Source organism: Acidovorax sp. LjRoot66 (assembly GCF_964253305.1).
Taxonomy (GTDB): domain Bacteria; phylum Pseudomonadota; class Gammaproteobacteria; order Burkholderiales; family Burkholderiaceae_C; genus Acidovorax.
The window spans coordinates 5,148,968-5,165,159 of sequence record NZ_CAXUQU020000001.1; the positions used below are offsets into that span (position 1 = coordinate 5,148,968).

Here is a 16,192-nt window from a genome sequence, read left to right on the forward strand (position 1 = left end):
AGCCGTGCCGATCGCGCAGCCCGGAATGCCCGCCTCCCCCACCCCCAGCACGCCGCAGGCAGACATCGCCCCCCAGGCCACGGCACCCGCCACCACCCCCAGCCTCATGCGCCGCATGGCCTGCTGGCTGTACGAGGGCATGCTGATGTTCGGCGTGGTCTTCATCGCCGGCTACCTGTTCGGCACCTTGAGCCAGACCCGCAATGCCATGGACAACCGCCATGCGCTGCAGGCCTTTCTGTTCGTGGTGTTCGGCATCTACTTCACCTGGTTCTGGGCCAAGGGCCAGACCCTGGCCATGAAGACCTGGAACATCCGCGTGGTGGACCGTGCCGGCCGCCCCATCAGCCAGCCGCGCGCCCTGCTGCGCTACGTGCTCAGCTGGCTGTGGTTCTTGCCGCCGCTGGCTGCCGTGTCTCCCTTCGCGCTCTCGGGCGGCGAAACCACGGTCCTGGTCATCGGCTGGGTGGCCGTCTGGGCCATTCTGGCGCGCTTCCATCCAGAGCAGCAGTTCTGGCACGATGCACTGGCCGGCACCCGGCTGGTGCATTTCGAGCACAGCAAGAAGTAAGCACCTCGGTGCGGGCTTCTTTGAGCAGGTTCTTAAGCCCACCGTCATAACACTGCGCGAGAATCCCGGTTTTTCCTTATGTCCACACCCCAGCCCACCGCCCCCGCCAATCCCCAGAAAGCCCGCACGGGCCTGAACCGCATCTGGCATGCGGCCGGTTACTCGTTCGAAGGCCTGCGCGCCGGCTGGGGTGAAAAGGCCTTTCGCCAGGAGGCCGTCGCCGCCATCGTGCTGTTGCCGGCTTCGCTGTGGCTGGGGCGCAGCTGGGTGGAAGTGGCCCTCTTGGCCGGCTCGGTGGTGATCGTGATGATCGTCGAGCTGCTCAACACCGGCATCGAGACCGCCATCGACCGCATCGGGCCAGAATGGCACGACCTGTCCAAGCGCGCCAAGGACATGGGCAGTGCCGCCGTGCTGCTGGCGCTGCTGCTGTGCGCGGGCATCTGGGCAGGGGCCATTTTTCAAAGGATCGCGCATGGCTGAACCGGCTTTTTCCATCTGCGTGTACTGCGGTTCGCGCCCCGGCGAGAACGAAGCCTATGCCGAAGCGGCCACGACCGTGGGCACATGGATCGGCGCGCATGGCGGGCAACTGGTCTATGGTGGCGGGCGCAGCGGCCTCATGGGCACGGTGGCGGAGGCCACGCGCCAGGCCGGTGGCCGCGTGGTGGGCGTCATTCCCCAGGCGCTGGTGGACAAGGAACTGGCCAACCGCCAGTGCGACGAATTGCACATCGTGCAGACCATGCACGAGCGCAAGGCCATGATGGCCGAGCGCAGCGATGCCTTCATCGCCCTGCCCGGCGGCATCGGCACCTTCGAGGAGCTGTTCGAGGTCTGGACCTGGCGCCAGCTCGGCTACCACGACAAGCCCCTGGGCCTGCTCAACGTGGCCGGCTACTACGACGGCCTGCTGGCCTTTTTGAACCACAGCGTGGCCAGCGGCTTCATGGGCGAATGGCAGATGGGGCTGCTGCACGCCGGCGGCGACACCCCCACCCTGCTGCAGACCTTGGTGGAACAGGCCGGCAACAACGCTCGCCAGATTCCGCTGCGATCAGTGATCTAAGCCATGCGGCCGCGCATTGCGCGTGGCCAGCCGATTTGCGGGTGGTGCACGGCCCGCAAATCGGCATCACACCGCAGCGTCGTCCAGGTCGCCGGTGCGGATGCGTACCGTGCGCTCCACAGCGGTCACAAAGATTTTGCCGTCACCGATCTTGCCGGTGCGCGCGACGTTGACGATGGCGTCCACGCAGCGGTCCACGTCCTCGGACTTGACGACGACCTCGACCTTCACCTTGGGCAGAAAGTCCACCACGTACTCGGCACCGCGGTACAGCTCGGTGTGGCCCTTCTGGCGGCCGAAGCCCTTGACCTCGGTGACGGTCAGGCCCGTCACGCCGCATTCGGCCAGGGCTTCGCGGACTTCTTCGAGCTTGAAAGGCTTGATGACGGCGGTGATCATTTTCATGGCGGGTCTCCTGGAGATGAAAAAAAGGGAACGGGCTGCTCGTGGCCTGGGCTCAGGCCGTCAGACTGCATCAAGCGCGAAAGCTGTTGGTGATAGGGTAACGCCAATCCTTGCCGAAGCTGCGGCGCGTGACGCGAATCCCTACGGGCGCCTGCTGGCGCTTGTATTCGTTGATCTTGATGAGCCGGGTCACGCGCTCCACGTCGGCGCGCGCAAAGCCGGCGGCGATGATGGACTCGATGGGCTCGTCGTTCTCCATGTAGCGCGAGACGATGGCGTCCAGCACGTCGTAGGGCGGCAGGCTGTCCTGGTCCTTCTGGTCGGGGCGCAACTCAGCACTCGGCGGGCGGGTGATGATGCGCTCGGGGATGGGGCTGGCGCCCGTGCCATACGGGTCGTGGGCATTGCGCCAGCGGCACAGCGCGAACACGGTGGTCTTGGCCACGTCCTTGATCACGGCGAAACCGCCGGCCATGTCACCGTAGAGCGTGCAGTAGCCAGTGGACATTTCGCTCTTGTTGCCCGTGGTCAGCACGATGGAGCCGAATTTGTTGGAGAGCGCCATGAGCAGCGTGCCGCGGATGCGCGCCTGCAGGTTCTCCTCGGTCGTATCTTCGGCCAGGCCCGCGAAGTCGCTGGCCAGCGCGGCCTTGAAGGCCTCGAACTGGGGTTGGATGGAGATCTCGTCATAGCGCACGCCCATGCGGGAGGCCATGTCGCGTGCATCGATCCAGCTGATGTCGGCGGTGTAGGGCGAGGGCATCATCACCGCACGCACCTTGTCTGCGCCCAGCGCATCCACGGCGATCGCCAGCACCAGGGCCGAGTCGATGCCGCCCGACAGGCCCAGCAGCACGCCGGGGAAGCGGTTCTTGCCCACATAGTCGCGCACGCCCATCACCAGCGCATCCCACAGATCGGCCTCGGCACTGCGCAGCGGGGCGATTTCACCCTGGAGTGCCAGTTGCACGGCGCCGCTGCCAGCTTCCACCCGCACAGTGAAAAGCTCTTCCTCGAAGCCCGGGGCCCGCGCCACCACGGCACCATCGGCGCCGAGGGCGAAGGACCGGCCCTCGAACACCACCTCGTCCTGCCCGCCTACCAAATGGGCGTATACCAGGGGCAGCCCCGTCTCGCGCACGCGCTCGCGCATGGTGTCCTCGCGCTCCGCGCTCTTGCCCAGGTGGAAGGGCGAGGCATTGATCACCGCCAGCAGCTGTGCACCGGCGGCGGCTGCATCGCGCGCGGGCGCGGCGAACCAGGCGTCCTCGCAGACCAGCAGGCCCACGCGCACGCCAGCCACCTCGAACACGCAGGGCGCCTGGCCTGCAACGAAGTAGCGCCGCTCGTCGAACACCTGGTAGTTGGGCAGCTCGCGCTTGGCATAGGTCTGCTCCACCACGCCATCGCGCAGCACGCTGGCGGCGTTGAAACAGGCACTGAAAGCCGGGGCATCGGCACGCACGGCTTGCGGATGCCCGAGCACGATGGCCAGGCCTTTCAACCCCGCAGTCTCACGGGCCACGGTTTTCACGGCATCATCGCAGGCGGCGATGAAGGCCGGGCGCAGGAACAAATCCTCCGCCGCGTAGCCGCAGATCGCCAGCTCGGGCGTGAGCAGCAACTGCGCACCCTGGGCATGGGCATCCCGCGCCGCGGCAATGATCTTTAGTGCATTGCCGGGCATGTCGCCCACCACGAAATTGAGTTGCGCTGTGCAAATGGAGAGCGTCATGGAACTGGAGAAGGCCCTTGGGGCCAGGTTGAAGACAACCGCCAATGCAGGCCCGCAACCCGCCGCAGACCGCCATCTGGCAGTGCATTGCAGGCTGCTGGGCACACATGGCTGAGCAATTGCACATTATCGCCCGCGTGCTGGCCTCCCCGCAGGAGGTGGACGCCAATGCCTGGAACGGCTTGCTGGCATTGCAGAGCCATCCCACGCCCTTTTTGCGCCACGAGTACCTCATGGCCCTGCACGAGAGCGGCAGCGCCACGCCCAAACGCGGCTGGACGCCGCGCTTCATGACGCTGTGGGATGGCGACACGCTGCTGGCCGCCTGCCCGCTGTACCTCAAGAGCCACTCGTATGGCGAGTACGTCTTCGACTGGGCCTGGGCCAGCGCCTACGAACAGCACGGCGTGCCCTACTACCCCAAGGCCACCATCGCCGTGCCCTTCACGCCCGTGCCCGGCACCCGCCTGATGGCACGCGACGAAGAGCGCCGCGCCCTGCTCGTGCAGGCCGTCTGCCAGTGGTGCGAGAGCCAGGGCGTATCGTCGATGCATGTGCTGTTCGCCAGCAATGACGACATCAAGACCAGCGCCGACGAGGGCCTGATGCTGCGCCATACGGTCCAATTCCATTGGAAGAATGAATCGCCAACGGTACCCGCGTCACCCTCATCCCCGGATGGCAGCAACACACCACCGGCCCGCTACGCCAGCTTCGACGATTTCCTCGCCAGCCTGGCCCAGGACAAGCGCAAGAAGATCCGCCAGGAGCGCCGCCGCGTGGCCGAGGCGGGCGTGACGTTCCGCTGGTCACGCGGCGCCGACATCAGCCCCGCCGATTGGGACTTCTTCTACCGCTGCTACGAGCGCACCTACCTGGAGCATGGCAACCCGCCCTACCTCACGCGCGACTTCTTCGCGCGCATGGCGCAGACCATGCCCGAGGCCTGGCTGCTGTTCATCGCCGAGAAGGATGGCCATCCGATCGCCAGCAGCCTGATCGCGCTGGGTGACTACGGCACGGATGGGCTCGTGGCCTATGGCCGCTATTGGGGTGCGCTAGAGCGTGTGGACTGCCTGCACTTCGAGGCCTGCTACTACCAGCCGCTGCAGTGGTGCATTGAACACGGCGCCCAGCGCTTCGAGGGCGGCGCCCAGGGCGAGCACAAGATGGCCCGCGCCCTGCTGCCCGTGCAAGCCAGCAGTGCCCACTGGATCGCGCACCCGGCGTTTGCCGAAGCGGTGGAGCGCTTTCTGGAGCGTGAAGGCCAGGGGGTGGAAGGCTATCTGGAGGAACTGCAGGGGCGCAGTCCGTTCAGGAAGGGGTGAAGTGCAAGCAGAAATGGAAATTCAAGCCCTCTGAAGGATCTGAAACCGATCTGGCCATTGCTTCAAAGCAGAAAAATCGACCTTCCAGATATCGATCTCCATCGGCTGTCCGCAAGCATCGGCATTTAATGCAGCCAAAACCGTCACCCCATCTGCATCCCGAAACTCGCAGTCGGCCACACACCGCCCGAATGAAGGCGCAACATCCGCGCGCTCAATCTGAAGGCTCCCCATCCTTCCATCATCCATCGGCTGCACTTTCAGGACGTTGAGGTCGACCGTCAACCCTACCGATTCAAACAAATAGGAGATCAAAGGGTATTCCGACTCCGTGATCAGTCTCATTGCTCACCCCGCTCCCGCACAAAATCCACAAACGCCCTCAGCGGCGCCGGCAGGTACCGCCGCCCCGAATAGTAGAGAAACGGCCCCGAAAAAGGCCGCGCCCAATCGCTCAGCACCGGCACCATCGCCCCGCTGTCGAGATGGGGCTGCAGCCAGCCTTCGAACATGTGGATGATGCCGCAGCCCGCAAGCGCCGCCTCCACCGCCAGGTCCACACCGCCCGATATGCGCACGATCAAGGGGCCGGACGGATCCACAACGACCACCTCGCCACCGCGCTCGAACTCCCAGGCGGGCATGGTGCCGCTGGCAAAGCGGCCGCGCAGGCAGGCGTGCTGCATGAGCTCGCGCGGGTGTTCGGGCCGGCCGCGTGCGGCCAGGTACGCGGGCGAGGCGGCGGTGGCCATGCGCTGCCAGCGCGGGCCGATGGGCAGGGCGATCATGTCCTGCTCCAGCCGCTCGTCGTAGCGGATGCCGGCGTCGCAGCCCTCGGCGAGGATGTCGACAAAGCCCTCTTCCACCACCACGTCCAGGCGGATGTCGGGGTAGGCCGCCAGGAACGGCGGCACGATGGCGGGCAGCACCAGGCGCGCGGCGCTGGCGGGCACGTTGAGGCGCAGGGTGCCGGCGGGCCGGTCGCGAAAGCCGTTGACCACGTCGAGCGCGGCCTCCACCTCGCCGAGCGCCGGACCCAGGCGTTCGAGCAGGCGCGCCCCGGCCTCGGTGGGCGCCACGCTGCGCGTCGTGCGGTGCAGCAGGCGCACGCCCAGCCGTGCTTCGAGCCGGCGCACCGCCTCGCTCAGGCTCGACGCGCTGACGCCGCCCAGGCGCGCCGCCTCGCGGAAACCGCCGCCGCGTGCCACCGCGACAAAGGCGGCCAGATCACCCAACTGCTCGGCCATGGAAGGATCCCTTGATGGATTGTTCGCTGTGCCGCACAACCCGTGCGCACTCAACCGGCTTATCGTACACAGGCTGCTTGCCTACAGTCGATGCATCCCCATTGAAAGGACTCTCCCATGACAGCAATCGACAAGGCCGGCAGCTACCGGCTCGGCCACCGTGATGTGAAGCGCCTGGGCTATGGCGCCATGCAACTGGCCGGCCCCGGCGTGTTCGGCCCGCCCAAGGACCGTGCAGCCGCCGTAGCCGTGCTGCGCGCTGCCGTGGAAAGCGGCGTGGACCACATCGACACCAGCGACTTCTACGGCCCGCACGTGACCAACCAGATCATCAAGGAGGCGCTGCACCCCTACCGGGACGGCCTGACCATCGTGACCAAGGTGGGCGCAAGGCGCGGCGACGATGCCTCGTGGCTGCCCGCGTTCTCGGCCGCGGAACTCAACCAGGCGGTGCACGACAACCTGCGCAACCTGGGCCTTCCCGTGCTGGACGTGGTGAACCTGCGTGCCATGTTCAGCGTGCACGGCCCGGCCGAGGGTTCGCTGGAGGAACCATTGACTGCGCTGGCCGAGCTGCAGCGCCAGGGCTTGATACGCCACATTGGCCTGAGCAACGTGACGGCGTGCCAGGTGCAGGACGGGCGCAGGATCACCCCGATTGCCTGCGTGCAGAACATGTACAACCTGGCCCATCGCGAAGACGAGGCCCTGCTCACACAACTGGCCGCCGCAGGCACGGCCTATGTGCCCTTCTTCCCGCTAGGCGGTTTCACGCCGCTGCAGTCGGGCGTGCTGTCAGACGTGGCCGCTGACCTCGGCGCCACGCCCATGCAGGTGGCGCTGGCCTGGCTGCTGCAGCGCTCACCCAATATTCTGCTGATTCCGGGTACCTCGTCCGTCGCCCACCTGGAGCAGAACCTGGCGGCGGCGCAACTGCAATTGCCTCCCGAGGCAGTGGCACGGCTGAACACCCTGGAAAAGCCGGACACCACACCAGTGCACTGAACCAGCCGTTGATTCTTGACCACGATGGGGCTTGAGCCCCATCAGATGCACCACAACGATTCAATCAGCCACCCAAAAAGCACCAAACAAGGGCATCTCACAACCATTTTGCTATCGCGCGCCAAAAGCGCATCACTTTGGTGCAATCGCCGCTCCTGCCAAGCGCAGAACCTGCGCGCCATCTCAGAAGCTTTCCCACTCATCATCGGACGCCGCCTTGGCGGTGGCCCCCGCTGCGGGCGCAGGCGGTTTGGCAGCGGTTTTTGCCACGCTGGGTGCCGGTGCCGCGAGCTTGCGCGGCGCCACCCCGGCGACCGGCTTGCGGGCGGCGGGCGGCGATACCGGGGGAGAAGGGCGCGGGCGAGGTGCGGTGGTGGCCTGCTGGACCGCTGGCGCATCACCCGACAGCTTGAACACCTCTACCGCGCCCACCAGAGCCTGGGCCTGGTGGCTCAGGCTGCCGGCGGCGGCGGCCATTTCCTCGACCAGGGCGGCGTTCTGCTGCGTGACCTGGTCCATCTGCGTGACGGCATCGCCGACCTGGGAGACACCCTGGCTCTGCTCGGTGCTGGCAGCGCTGATCTCGCCCATGATGTCGGTCACACGGCGGATCGAGGCCACCACCTCGGTCATGGTGGCGCCCGCCTTGTCGACCAGCGCGGTGCCCTGCTCGACCCGCTCCACGCTCGCATGGATCAGGCTCTTGATCTCCTTGGCCGCGTCTGCGCTGCGCCCGGCCAGGCTGCGCACCTCGCTGGCCACCACGGCAAAGCCCCGGCCCTGCTCGCCCGCACGGGCGGCTTCCACGGCCGCATTGAGCGCCAGGATGTTGGTCTGGAAGGCAATGCCGTCGATTACGCCGATGATGTCGGAAATCTTCTTGCTGCTGTCGTTGATGCCTTTCATGGTCTCCACCACTTCGGACACCACGTCGCCACCCTGCACGGCCACGGTGGAGGCGCTCATGGCCAACTGGTTGGCCTGGCGCGCGTTGTCGGCGTTCTGGCGCACGGTGGAGCTCAGTTCCTCCATGGAGGCGGCCGTTTGCTGCAGGGCACTGGCCTGCTCCTCGGTGCGGATGGACAGGTCGTGGTTGCTCGAGGCGCCTTGCTGCGCACGCCCAGAGCACAGGAACACGCCGATGGGTATCGGTCCCCCATGCGGGCAAAGCAGCACGAGGGGCTAAAAGCGTTCCCAACCAGCGTCGCCGACAACTGCAGTTGCAGATGCACGGGGCTGTTTCGCTATTGCAGGCGTGAAGCCGCCAACTCGTGGAGCAGTCACAGGCTTATAAAGCGGCTTGGGGCTGGAGTTCAAAGCACCAGGGATAACGGCGCGCAGGGCCGTCGACGCCCCACTATCAGGCAGGCGGAAGAACGCGACCGTTTCCACCAGGTCCCGCGCCTGGTTGTTGAGGCTGCCAGCCGCAGCGGCCATCTCCTCAACCAGGGCAGCGTTCTGCTGAGTGACCTAGTCCATCTGCGTGACGGCATCACCCACTTGCGACACTCCCTGGCTCTGCTCGCTGCTGGCGGCACTGATCTCGCCCATCAGGTCAGTGACCCGCTTGATCGCGCCAACCACCTCGGACATGGTGGAACCCGCCTGATCCACCAGCGCCGATCCCTGGTTGACACGTTGCACGCTATCGCTGATCAGCGTCTTGATCTGCTTGGCAGCCTCGGCCGACCGGCTGGCAAGGCTGCGCACTTCCGATGCAACCACCGCGAAGCCCCGGCCTTGCTCACCGGCGCGCGCCGCCTCCACCGCCGCATTCAAGGCGAGGATGTTGGTCTGGAAGGCGATCCCATCGATCACACTGATGATGTCCGCGATCTTGTTGCTGCTTTCGTTGATGCCCTTCATGGTGCTGACCACCTGGCTCACGACCTCGCCCCCATGCACTGCCACTTTGGATGCACTGAGGGCTAGTTGGTTGGCCTGGCGCGCATTGTCAGCGTTCTGCTTAACAGTGGAGTTGAGCTCTTCCATCGAAGCCGCTGTCTGCTGCAGAGCACTGGCCTGCTGCTCGGTGCGCGCCGATAGATCGTTGTTGCCCTGCGCGATTTCGGAAGACGCGGTGGAGACGTTCTCCGAACCTTCACGCACATGACTCACAATGCCCGACAGACTTTGTTGCATGGTCGACAGCGTCAGCAGCAACTGCGCCATCTCATCCTGCCCGTGCACATGGATGGCAGCGGTCAGATTGCCGTCGCTGATCTCCTGTGCTGCACGCACTGCCTGCAGCACCGGACCGGTAATGGAGCGCGTCGCCCATACGGCGAAAACTGCACCCAGCGCAACCACGACAAGCGCTGCAATACCCAGTGCCCACTGGCTACGCGCTGTGTCAGCGATGATCTGTTGTTCAAATTCATCCAGTTGATCACTGGTGTGCCTTGCCACCGCAGAAAGCGAATTGAGATACTGATCGGCCAGAGGACGTAACTCGCTGTCCACCAGCGCAAAAACATCCTCGCCTGCCTTTTTTCGCTCCAGTAGCTTTGCACGGGCACCTACATAGCCTGCACGGGCTTTTGCGACCTCTGCGAGTAGCTGTTTACCCTTGTCATCATCCACCAGCGCTTCCAGCTTTTTCTGCACCTCTGAAGCGTGCTGAGAGCTGGCGGCCATGTCCTTGCCCAACGTACTGATGTAACCAGCGTCGCCCGACTTGAGCGAGGCCGATGCACGCACCCAGTTCACATCAATCGCCGCTTTCCATTCATGTGCCAGTGCGCTGCGCTCCAACTCCACGTTGGCAATGCGCTCGCTTGCGCCCTTCAACTCAGCAAGCCGCCAAATACCAATCCAGGCGATCAGCGCTGTAACGATCAACACCAAGCCAAAAGCCAGGCCCAGCCGGGTTCCAATTTTGAGACGGTTCATAAATTTCGGGGGGGGAACTGGCACCGCTTCGTCGGGATGACCAGGCAAGGTTAAAAGTTCGTTTTAACCATTTTAATCACATTTATCATATAAATGCAATTACTCGGGGGGAAAATTGATGCGCCTGAGCAAGCGGCTCAAGGACAGCACATGCACAGCACGATGCTGTGATGACAGTACGTCCGCTCTCTTATCCCCGCCTTAAGACGTGCAAAGCGGGAGATCACGGTGTGCACCTGTCTTTGGCGCCCACCACGCGCGTCTGATCGCTCGGTCTTCAAGTTAAGCCAGACCAGCTTGTCTGCAGGAACGTAAAATTATCAATAGCATCATTTGCTTCCTGAAACGTAAGCGGCCAGCCATGGCATCTTGAAACAATGGCGTACTCGTAGGAGCCTCGTGTCCACCTCAACTCTAGGTGGACACGTGAACACTACTCCTGAACAAAGCGGCGAAGGTCGTCGGCGCCGACGCTTGCACAGTGACGAATTCAAAGCGAACGCAGTGGCGTCATGCATGCAGCCAGGCATCTCGATGGCTGCGGTGGCGATGGCCAATGGGATCAACGCGAACCTTCTGCGCCGCTGGGTGCAGTCTGCCGAGATGCGCCCCGGTAGCGTCGTTCCAGATGCACCGCCGGCGCCCAAGCGCCAGGGGGCAAACACACCTACAGCCTTCGTGCCGATGCAGCTACCCGCCAAGGCTGCTGCGGCTGACATCCGCATTGAACTGCGTCGCGGCAATACCTCGATCTCCATGACATGGCCCATCGATGCCGCCAGCGAGTGCGCGGCCTGGGTGCGCGAGCTGCTTCGATGATGCGCATCGATGCCATGTGGCTCGCAGTGGACCCCGTGGACATGCGTGCCGGCGCCGACCGCCTGATCGCCCGCGTGGTGCAAGTCTTCGGCGCCGCGCAGGCCCACCACGGCTACCTCTTTGCCAATGCGCGCGGCACGCGGATGAAGCTGGTGGTGCATGACGGCTTTGGCGTATGGTGCGCAACGCGCCGGCTCAACCAGGGACGCTTCGCTTGGCCCAGCGATGGGGCGCCGCTGCAGCAACCCGCACTCACGCAGGCCCAGTTCGAAGCCCTGATCGTGGGCCTGCCGTGGCAGCGGCTCGCGCACATGCAGACCATCACGCGCGTGTGATGGTGTGTGACGGATAGCCCCGTGCGCGCCGGTGAGGGTCGCGCCCGGGGCAATTCGAGAATGCCCCGATGACATCCATCGCCAAGCTTCGGACAATGGCGCATGCTCGATGTGAATGCGCTCAAAGCCCAGGACCTCCAAGGTCTGAGCCAGAGCGCCATGGTCGAGTTGGCCACAGAGATGCTGGCCCGGATCGCGGCGATGAACACTCTGCTGCAGGCACGCGACAAGCAGGCAGCCGAGCACGCCCAGGAGATCAAGTTCAAGGACACCAAGCTGGAGCGCATCACGCACGAGCTGGCGCGTCTGAAGGCCTGGAAGTTCGGAGCCAAGACCGAACGCATGAACGCCGGGCAGCGGCAGATGTTCGAAGAGACAGCGGCCGAGGATGAGGCCAGCCTGCAGGCCCAACTGCTGGCCTTGCAGGGCACATCCGAGCCGAGCACCTCGCCTGCGGCAGGCACCAAGCGCCAGCCGCGTCGCCAACCGCTGCCAGAGCACCTGCGCCGCGTCGAGCATCGCCACGAACCCGAGAACACCACATGCACATCGCCTGGGTGCGGTCGGGCAATGGTGCGTATTGGCGAAGACGTGAGCGAGCGGCTGGATATCGTTCCAGCCGAATTCTTCGTGCAGCGCCACGTGCGCGGCAAGTGGGCCTGCAAGTGCTGCCAGCTACTGGTGCAAGAGCCCGTCGAGCCTCAGATCATCGACAAGGGCATGCCGACATCGGGGCTGCTCGCGCACACACTGGTCAGCCGCTTCGTGGACCATCTGCCGTACTACCGGCAAGAACAGATCAATGCCCGCGCTGGCGTGCACACGCCGCGCTCGACGTTGGCTGCGTGGTCTGGAGCTGCTGGGGCCAGCCTGCAGCCGCTGTATGACGCGCATCGTGCGTTCGTGCTGGGAGCGCAGGTACTGCACGCCGATGAAACACCGGTGAGGATGCTCGACCCCGGGGCAGGCAAGACCACCAAGGCCTACATCTGGGCGTATGCCCGAGGCGAGCACAACTGCACTCCTGGCGTGATCTACGACTTCTGCGCAGGTCGGGGTGCAAAGTATCCAATGGCGTTCCTGCAAGGCTGGTGCGGCACCATCACCTGTGACGACTACAAGGCGTACGACGCGGTGTTGCGCACAGAAGGACGCAAAGAGGCTGGGTGCCTGGCGCATGCGCGCCGCAAGTTCGATGAACTGGCCAAAGCTCATGCAAGCCCGGTAGCTGCACAGGCCATCCAGCGCATGGCCGCGCTGTACCGAATCGAGCAGCAAGCGCGGGAGATGACAGCGGCGGATCGGTTGGCACTACGCCAGTTGCACGCACAGCCGCTGTGGGACGAGTTGCACGTGTGGCTGCGGCTGGAGAGAACCCGGGTGGCGGACGGTGGGGGCATCGCCGCTGCTCTGGACTACAGCCTCAAGCGCTGGGAGGCACTGGGGCGCTTCCTGCACGATGGTGATGTCAGTATCGACAACAACCACGTCGAGCGCATGATGCTCCCATGGGCGATGGGGCGCAAAGCGTGGCTCTTCTGTGGCAGCGAACTGGCTGGTCAGCGGGCCGCCATGGTGATGAGCCTCGTGCAGTCAGCCAAGCTGCATGGGCACGATCCCTGGGGTTACGTCAAGGACGTGCTGGAGCGGCTGCAAGCGCACCCGAACCACCGGATTGATGAGTTGCTGCCGCATCGCTGGAGCCCTGCGGAAGACGGCAAAATGCCGTCGCATGAAGAACATTGAAGCACTCATCGACGACGGCGGCGACATCACCCTTGGTGCGATCTACCCGATCAAATGCGCAGCCACAGCTGCTGACGGCCACAACAGTGTGGCCATGCTGGTTCGCCGGGAAGGTGAGACGCTGAACGCGTTGCTCAAGAGGCTGGACAAAGCCATCGGTAAGTTCTACGACGGCGGGGACGCGGTTGACGAGATCAACGGCTACTGAGGCGATCAGCGTCGCCGTCAAGATGGCATGGCTGGCCGCTTACCCTGAAACTTACAATTTTTCGATACCAATGATCGCGATCAGTGCGCTGACAAGGAAAAAAGCACGGGACGCTAAGTCACCGTGCTCTTAGTTGTCTTGCCTGGGGCAGGCAAACTCCCTTCGTCGCTAGGAGCGTGCGCGGCAGAAGGCATCGATGCGAAACGCCCGAAAACCGAGGATCGCTGGGTAGAGTAGCGACAAGCCCAGGGTGCCCCCTGGGCGCCGGAGGTGATACCCGGCGAGACCGGTTTATCGGGCGTTGCAGCCGATGCTCCTTCTGCTGCGCACACTCCTAGCGGCGTCCTTTACAGGGCCATAGCACTGGCAGCCATGGTTAAAAGCTCTCCCAGTCATCATCCCCACCCCCAGCCGCCTTGGCCGGCGCCTTGGGTGCCGCTGCCGCTGCAGGGCCTGCCGCCGCTGCGGCCTTGGGCGCCGCCAGCCGGCTGGCCGCAGGTGCCTTGGCCGCTGGCCTGGACGTGACCGCCGCGCGTGCAGCCGGTGCCGCCATGGCTATCGGCTTGCGCACCGCTGGGGCCGGTGCGGGTCCCGCGCTGCGGTAGTTGCCGCCTCCGCTGCCATCGCCCGCCAGCCTGAACACCGCCACCGCATTCACCAGCTCGCCCGCCTGGCTGTTCAGGCTGCTCGCCGCTGCTGCCATCTCTTCCACCAGCGCTGCGTTCTGCTGGGTGGCCTGGTCCATCTGCGTGACCGCTTCTCCCACCTGGCCCACGCCGGCGCTTTGTTCGCTGCTGGCGGCGCTGATCTCGCCCATGATGTCCGTGACGCGCCGGATGGCTGCCACCACTTCGGTCATGGTGGCCCCGGCCTTGTCCACCAGCAGCGTGCCTTGCTCCACCCGCTCCACGCTGGCGGTGATCAGGCTCTTGATTTCCTTGGCCGCTTCGGCGCTGCGCCCGGCCAGGCTGCGCACTTCGCTGGCCACCACGGCAAAGCCCCGGCCTTGTTCGCCCGCCCGGGCGGCTTCCACTGCGGCATTCAGGGCCAGGATGTTGGTCTGGAAGGCGATGCCGTCGATGACGCTGATGATGTCGGCGATCTTGCTGCTGCTGGCGTTGATGCCTTTCATGGTCTCGACCACTTCGGCCACCACGTCGCCGCCCTGTACGGCCACGGTGGAGGCGCTCAGGGCCAACTGGTTGGCCTGGCGTGCGTTGTCGGCGTTCTGGCGCACGGTGGAGCCGAGCTCTTCCATCGAGGCGGCCGTCTCTTCCAGTGCCGAGGCCTGCTGCTCGGTGCGCGCCGACAGGTCGTTGTTGCCCGAGGCAATCTGGGCGCTGGCCGAGGCCACGCTTTCGGCGTTGCCGCGCACCGTGGTCACGGTATTCGCCAGGCTTTGCTGCATGCGCTGCAGGGCGCTGAGCAAGTGGCCGGTTTCATCGCGGGATTGCACGACGATGTCGCCACTGAGGTCGCCGGCGGCGACGCGGTCGGCAGCCTGCACCGCCTGGGCCAGGGGGCGGGTGATGGAGCGGATGAGCCACACCGCCGCCAAGACTGCCAGCAGGATCGCGAACGCGGCTGCAGCCCACATCACGAAACGCGCATTGAGGTAGATCGAAGCGGCGCTGGCGCTAGCGGCCCTGGCACCAGCGCCGTTCAATGCCGCGAGTTTCTTCAGGGTATCAATCGACTCCATGTACCACTTGCGCGATTCGCCCTGCAAAAACGCAAAAGCCTGCTCGCTCTCGTTCTTGCGCGACAGCTCCAGCAGCTTCACGGCAGACTCGCCATAACCCTTGCGCGCCTGGACATAGGTTTCATACAGCTTGCGTTCCGCATCGCTGGCGATCAAGCCTTCGTAGGTGGCCTCTGTCGCCTTGATCTCGGCGCGCATACCCTCCATCGCTTTTTCCACCTGACCCTTGGCCGAAGGGTCCTGGGTGGTCAGATGCCGGAATTCATTGAGCCGCGCTTCTGCCAGTTGGGCGTCGAGCCGATTCACCAACTCGACACTGGGCAGCCAATTTTCGGTGATGTCCGACGTACTGCCATAAATCGCGGTCAGTTGCGACAGCGCTGTGGCGATGACTGCGAGCAACAGCAGTACAAGGGCGCCAAAGGTGCCCGCCATGCGAGTCGATATCTTGAGATTGTTCATGGTGTCGTTTCCAGAAAATACCTGACTGGTCCACAGCGCACCCGTCCACTGCCGACTTCTGCGCCGCCTGGCTTTGTATCAGGTCGCCGCAGCCTTCACCAGCCCGATGTCGGCACTGCACAGCAGCGCCTCGATGTCCATCAGGATCAGCATGCGCTCACCCACGCTGGCAATGCCGGTGACAAAGGCAGGGTCCAGGTTGCCTTGGGGCTCAAACTGCGGCACGGGCTTGATGAGTTCCGGGGCCAGGGTGACCACGTCGGCCACGGCATCCACCACGGCACCGACCATCAAGGACCCCAGGTCCAGGATGATGACCACCGTGAAGTCGGTGTAGCTCGCCTCGGGACAATGCAGCTTCATGCGCAGGTCCAGGATGGGCACGATGCGCCCGCGCAGGTCGATCACCCCCTTGATGAAATCCGGCGAATGGGCCAGGCGGGTGGGCTGCTCGTAGGAGCGGATTTCCTGCACCCGAAGGATGTCGATGCCGTACTCCTCCGCACCGAGGCGAAAGCTGAGGTACTCCCGCGCACGCCCGGCAGGCGGGGCATTGCGGGAAGTGATTTCAGGCGAGGCTTCAGCAAGGGGTTGGTTCATGGCGGGTGTCTTCGGGATGGAAAAGCATGCACCCGGTTGAGGGATTGCAGGCACTCCCAAAAGCATAG

15 protein-coding genes and 2 pseudogenes are annotated in these 16,192 nt (G+C 64.7%); 9 read left to right on the plus strand and 8 right to left on the minus strand.

The window, feature by feature from the left end; genetic code table 11:
• The first annotated feature begins 25 nt into the window (after positions 1-25).
• From ACSQ3Y_RS24265 to ACSQ3Y_RS24275, 3 genes are all read left to right on the plus strand, one after another.
• Entirely contained in the window at positions 26-571 is a 546-nt protein-coding gene (locus ACSQ3Y_RS24265; protein ID WP_436179155.1) for an RDD family protein, read from the plus strand.
• 78 nt (positions 572-649) lie between these two features.
• Positions 650-1,054: a diacylglycerol kinase gene (locus ACSQ3Y_RS24270; RefSeq protein WP_427999939.1), complete on the plus strand. Its 405-nt coding sequence runs from the start codon at positions 650-652 to the stop codon at positions 1,052-1,054.
• A complete protein-coding gene (locus tag ACSQ3Y_RS24275; RefSeq protein WP_436179156.1) occupies positions 1,047-1,640 on the plus strand; it encodes a TIGR00730 family Rossman fold protein in 594 nt (197 codons plus the stop codon). Before ACSQ3Y_RS24270 ends, ACSQ3Y_RS24275 begins: the two co-directional genes overlap by 8 nt.
• A gap of 66 nt (positions 1,641-1,706) precedes the next feature.
• On the opposite strand, the gene ACSQ3Y_RS24280 is transcribed toward ACSQ3Y_RS24275, so the two are convergent.
• Both ACSQ3Y_RS24280 and ACSQ3Y_RS24285 read right to left on the minus strand, forming a co-directional pair.
• Positions 1,707-2,045, minus strand: coding sequence for a P-II family nitrogen regulator (locus ACSQ3Y_RS24280; protein ID WP_015013651.1), 339 nt, complete (start codon positions 2,043-2,045; stop codon positions 1,707-1,709).
• A 70-nt stretch (positions 2,046-2,115) separates the two neighbouring features.
• Positions 2,116-3,780: an NAD+ synthase gene (locus ACSQ3Y_RS24285; RefSeq protein WP_057205788.1), complete on the minus strand. Its 1,665-nt coding sequence runs from the start codon at positions 3,778-3,780 to the stop codon at positions 2,116-2,118.
• 107 nt (positions 3,781-3,887) lie between these two features.
• Between ACSQ3Y_RS24285 and ACSQ3Y_RS24290 the strand changes: the two genes are divergently transcribed.
• Positions 3,888-5,108 (plus strand): GNAT family N-acetyltransferase, encoded by a 1,221-nt coding sequence (locus ACSQ3Y_RS24290; protein ID WP_436180168.1) that lies wholly within the window; start codon positions 3,888-3,890, stop codon positions 5,106-5,108.
• 21 nt (positions 5,109-5,129) lie between these two features.
• On the opposite strand, the gene ACSQ3Y_RS24295 is transcribed toward ACSQ3Y_RS24290, so the two are convergent.
• Positions 5,130-5,453: a DUF6984 family protein gene (locus ACSQ3Y_RS24295; RefSeq protein WP_157412679.1), complete on the minus strand. Its 324-nt coding sequence runs from the start codon at positions 5,451-5,453 to the stop codon at positions 5,130-5,132.
• Positions 5,450-6,355 carry a LysR family transcriptional regulator gene (locus ACSQ3Y_RS24300; RefSeq protein WP_057205786.1) on the minus strand — a complete coding sequence of 302 codons (906 nt, stop codon included), beginning with the start codon at positions 6,353-6,355 and terminating at the stop codon, positions 5,450-5,452. The genes ACSQ3Y_RS24295 and ACSQ3Y_RS24300 overlap by 4 nt, the downstream gene beginning before the upstream one ends.
• A 117-nt stretch (positions 6,356-6,472) precedes the next feature.
• Between ACSQ3Y_RS24300 and ACSQ3Y_RS24305 the strand changes: the two genes are divergently transcribed.
• Positions 6,473-7,360 carry an aldo/keto reductase family oxidoreductase gene (locus tag ACSQ3Y_RS24305; RefSeq protein WP_436179157.1) on the plus strand — a complete coding sequence of 296 codons (888 nt, stop codon included), beginning with the start codon at positions 6,473-6,475 and terminating at the stop codon, positions 7,358-7,360.
• A gap of 183 nt (positions 7,361-7,543) precedes the next feature.
• Here the strand turns inward: ACSQ3Y_RS24305 and ACSQ3Y_RS24310 are convergent.
• Positions 7,544-8,464: pseudogene (locus ACSQ3Y_RS24310) on the minus strand (methyl-accepting chemotaxis protein); the annotation flags it as partial.
• Positions 8,465-8,542: 78 nt separating this feature from the next.
• Positions 8,543-10,252 (minus strand): annotated as a pseudogene (locus ACSQ3Y_RS24315) (methyl-accepting chemotaxis protein).
• A 426-nt stretch (positions 10,253-10,678) separates the two neighbouring features.
• Here ACSQ3Y_RS24315 and ACSQ3Y_RS24320 point away from each other — a divergent pair.
• The 4 genes from ACSQ3Y_RS24320 to ACSQ3Y_RS24335 all read left to right on the plus strand — a co-directional run bounded on the left by ACSQ3Y_RS24320 (position 10,679) and on the right by ACSQ3Y_RS24335 (position 13,360).
• The gene (locus tag ACSQ3Y_RS24320; protein WP_436176461.1) at positions 10,679-11,071 is read left to right on the plus strand and encodes a transposase; all 393 of its coding nucleotides are present in this window, start codon (positions 10,679-10,681) and stop codon (positions 11,069-11,071) included.
• A complete protein-coding gene (gene tnpB, locus ACSQ3Y_RS24325) occupies positions 11,068-11,406 on the plus strand; it encodes an IS66 family insertion sequence element accessory protein TnpB (protein ID WP_055392902.1) in 339 nt (112 codons plus the stop codon). Before ACSQ3Y_RS24320 ends, tnpB begins: the two co-directional genes overlap by 4 nt.
• A gap of 102 nt (positions 11,407-11,508) precedes the next feature.
• Complete coding sequence (gene tnpC / locus ACSQ3Y_RS24330) at positions 11,509-13,152, plus strand: IS66 family transposase (protein ID WP_436179158.1); 1,644 nt, start codon at positions 11,509-11,511, stop codon at positions 13,150-13,152.
• Complete coding sequence (locus tag ACSQ3Y_RS24335) at positions 13,139-13,360, plus strand: hypothetical protein (protein ID WP_436176463.1); 222 nt, start codon at positions 13,139-13,141, stop codon at positions 13,358-13,360. Before tnpC ends, ACSQ3Y_RS24335 begins: the two co-directional genes overlap by 14 nt.
• A gap of 376 nt (positions 13,361-13,736) precedes the next feature.
• Here ACSQ3Y_RS24335 and ACSQ3Y_RS24340 read toward each other — a convergent pair whose 3' ends face one another.
• Positions 13,737-15,524, minus strand: a complete 1,788-nt coding sequence (locus ACSQ3Y_RS24340) for a methyl-accepting chemotaxis protein (RefSeq protein ID WP_436179159.1) — start codon at positions 15,522-15,524, stop codon at positions 13,737-13,739.
• Between the two features lie 78 nt (positions 15,525-15,602).
• A complete protein-coding gene (locus ACSQ3Y_RS24345; protein ID WP_436179160.1) occupies positions 15,603-16,124 on the minus strand; it encodes a chemotaxis protein CheW in 522 nt (173 codons plus the stop codon).
• Between the last annotated feature and the right edge of the window lie 68 nt (positions 16,125-16,192).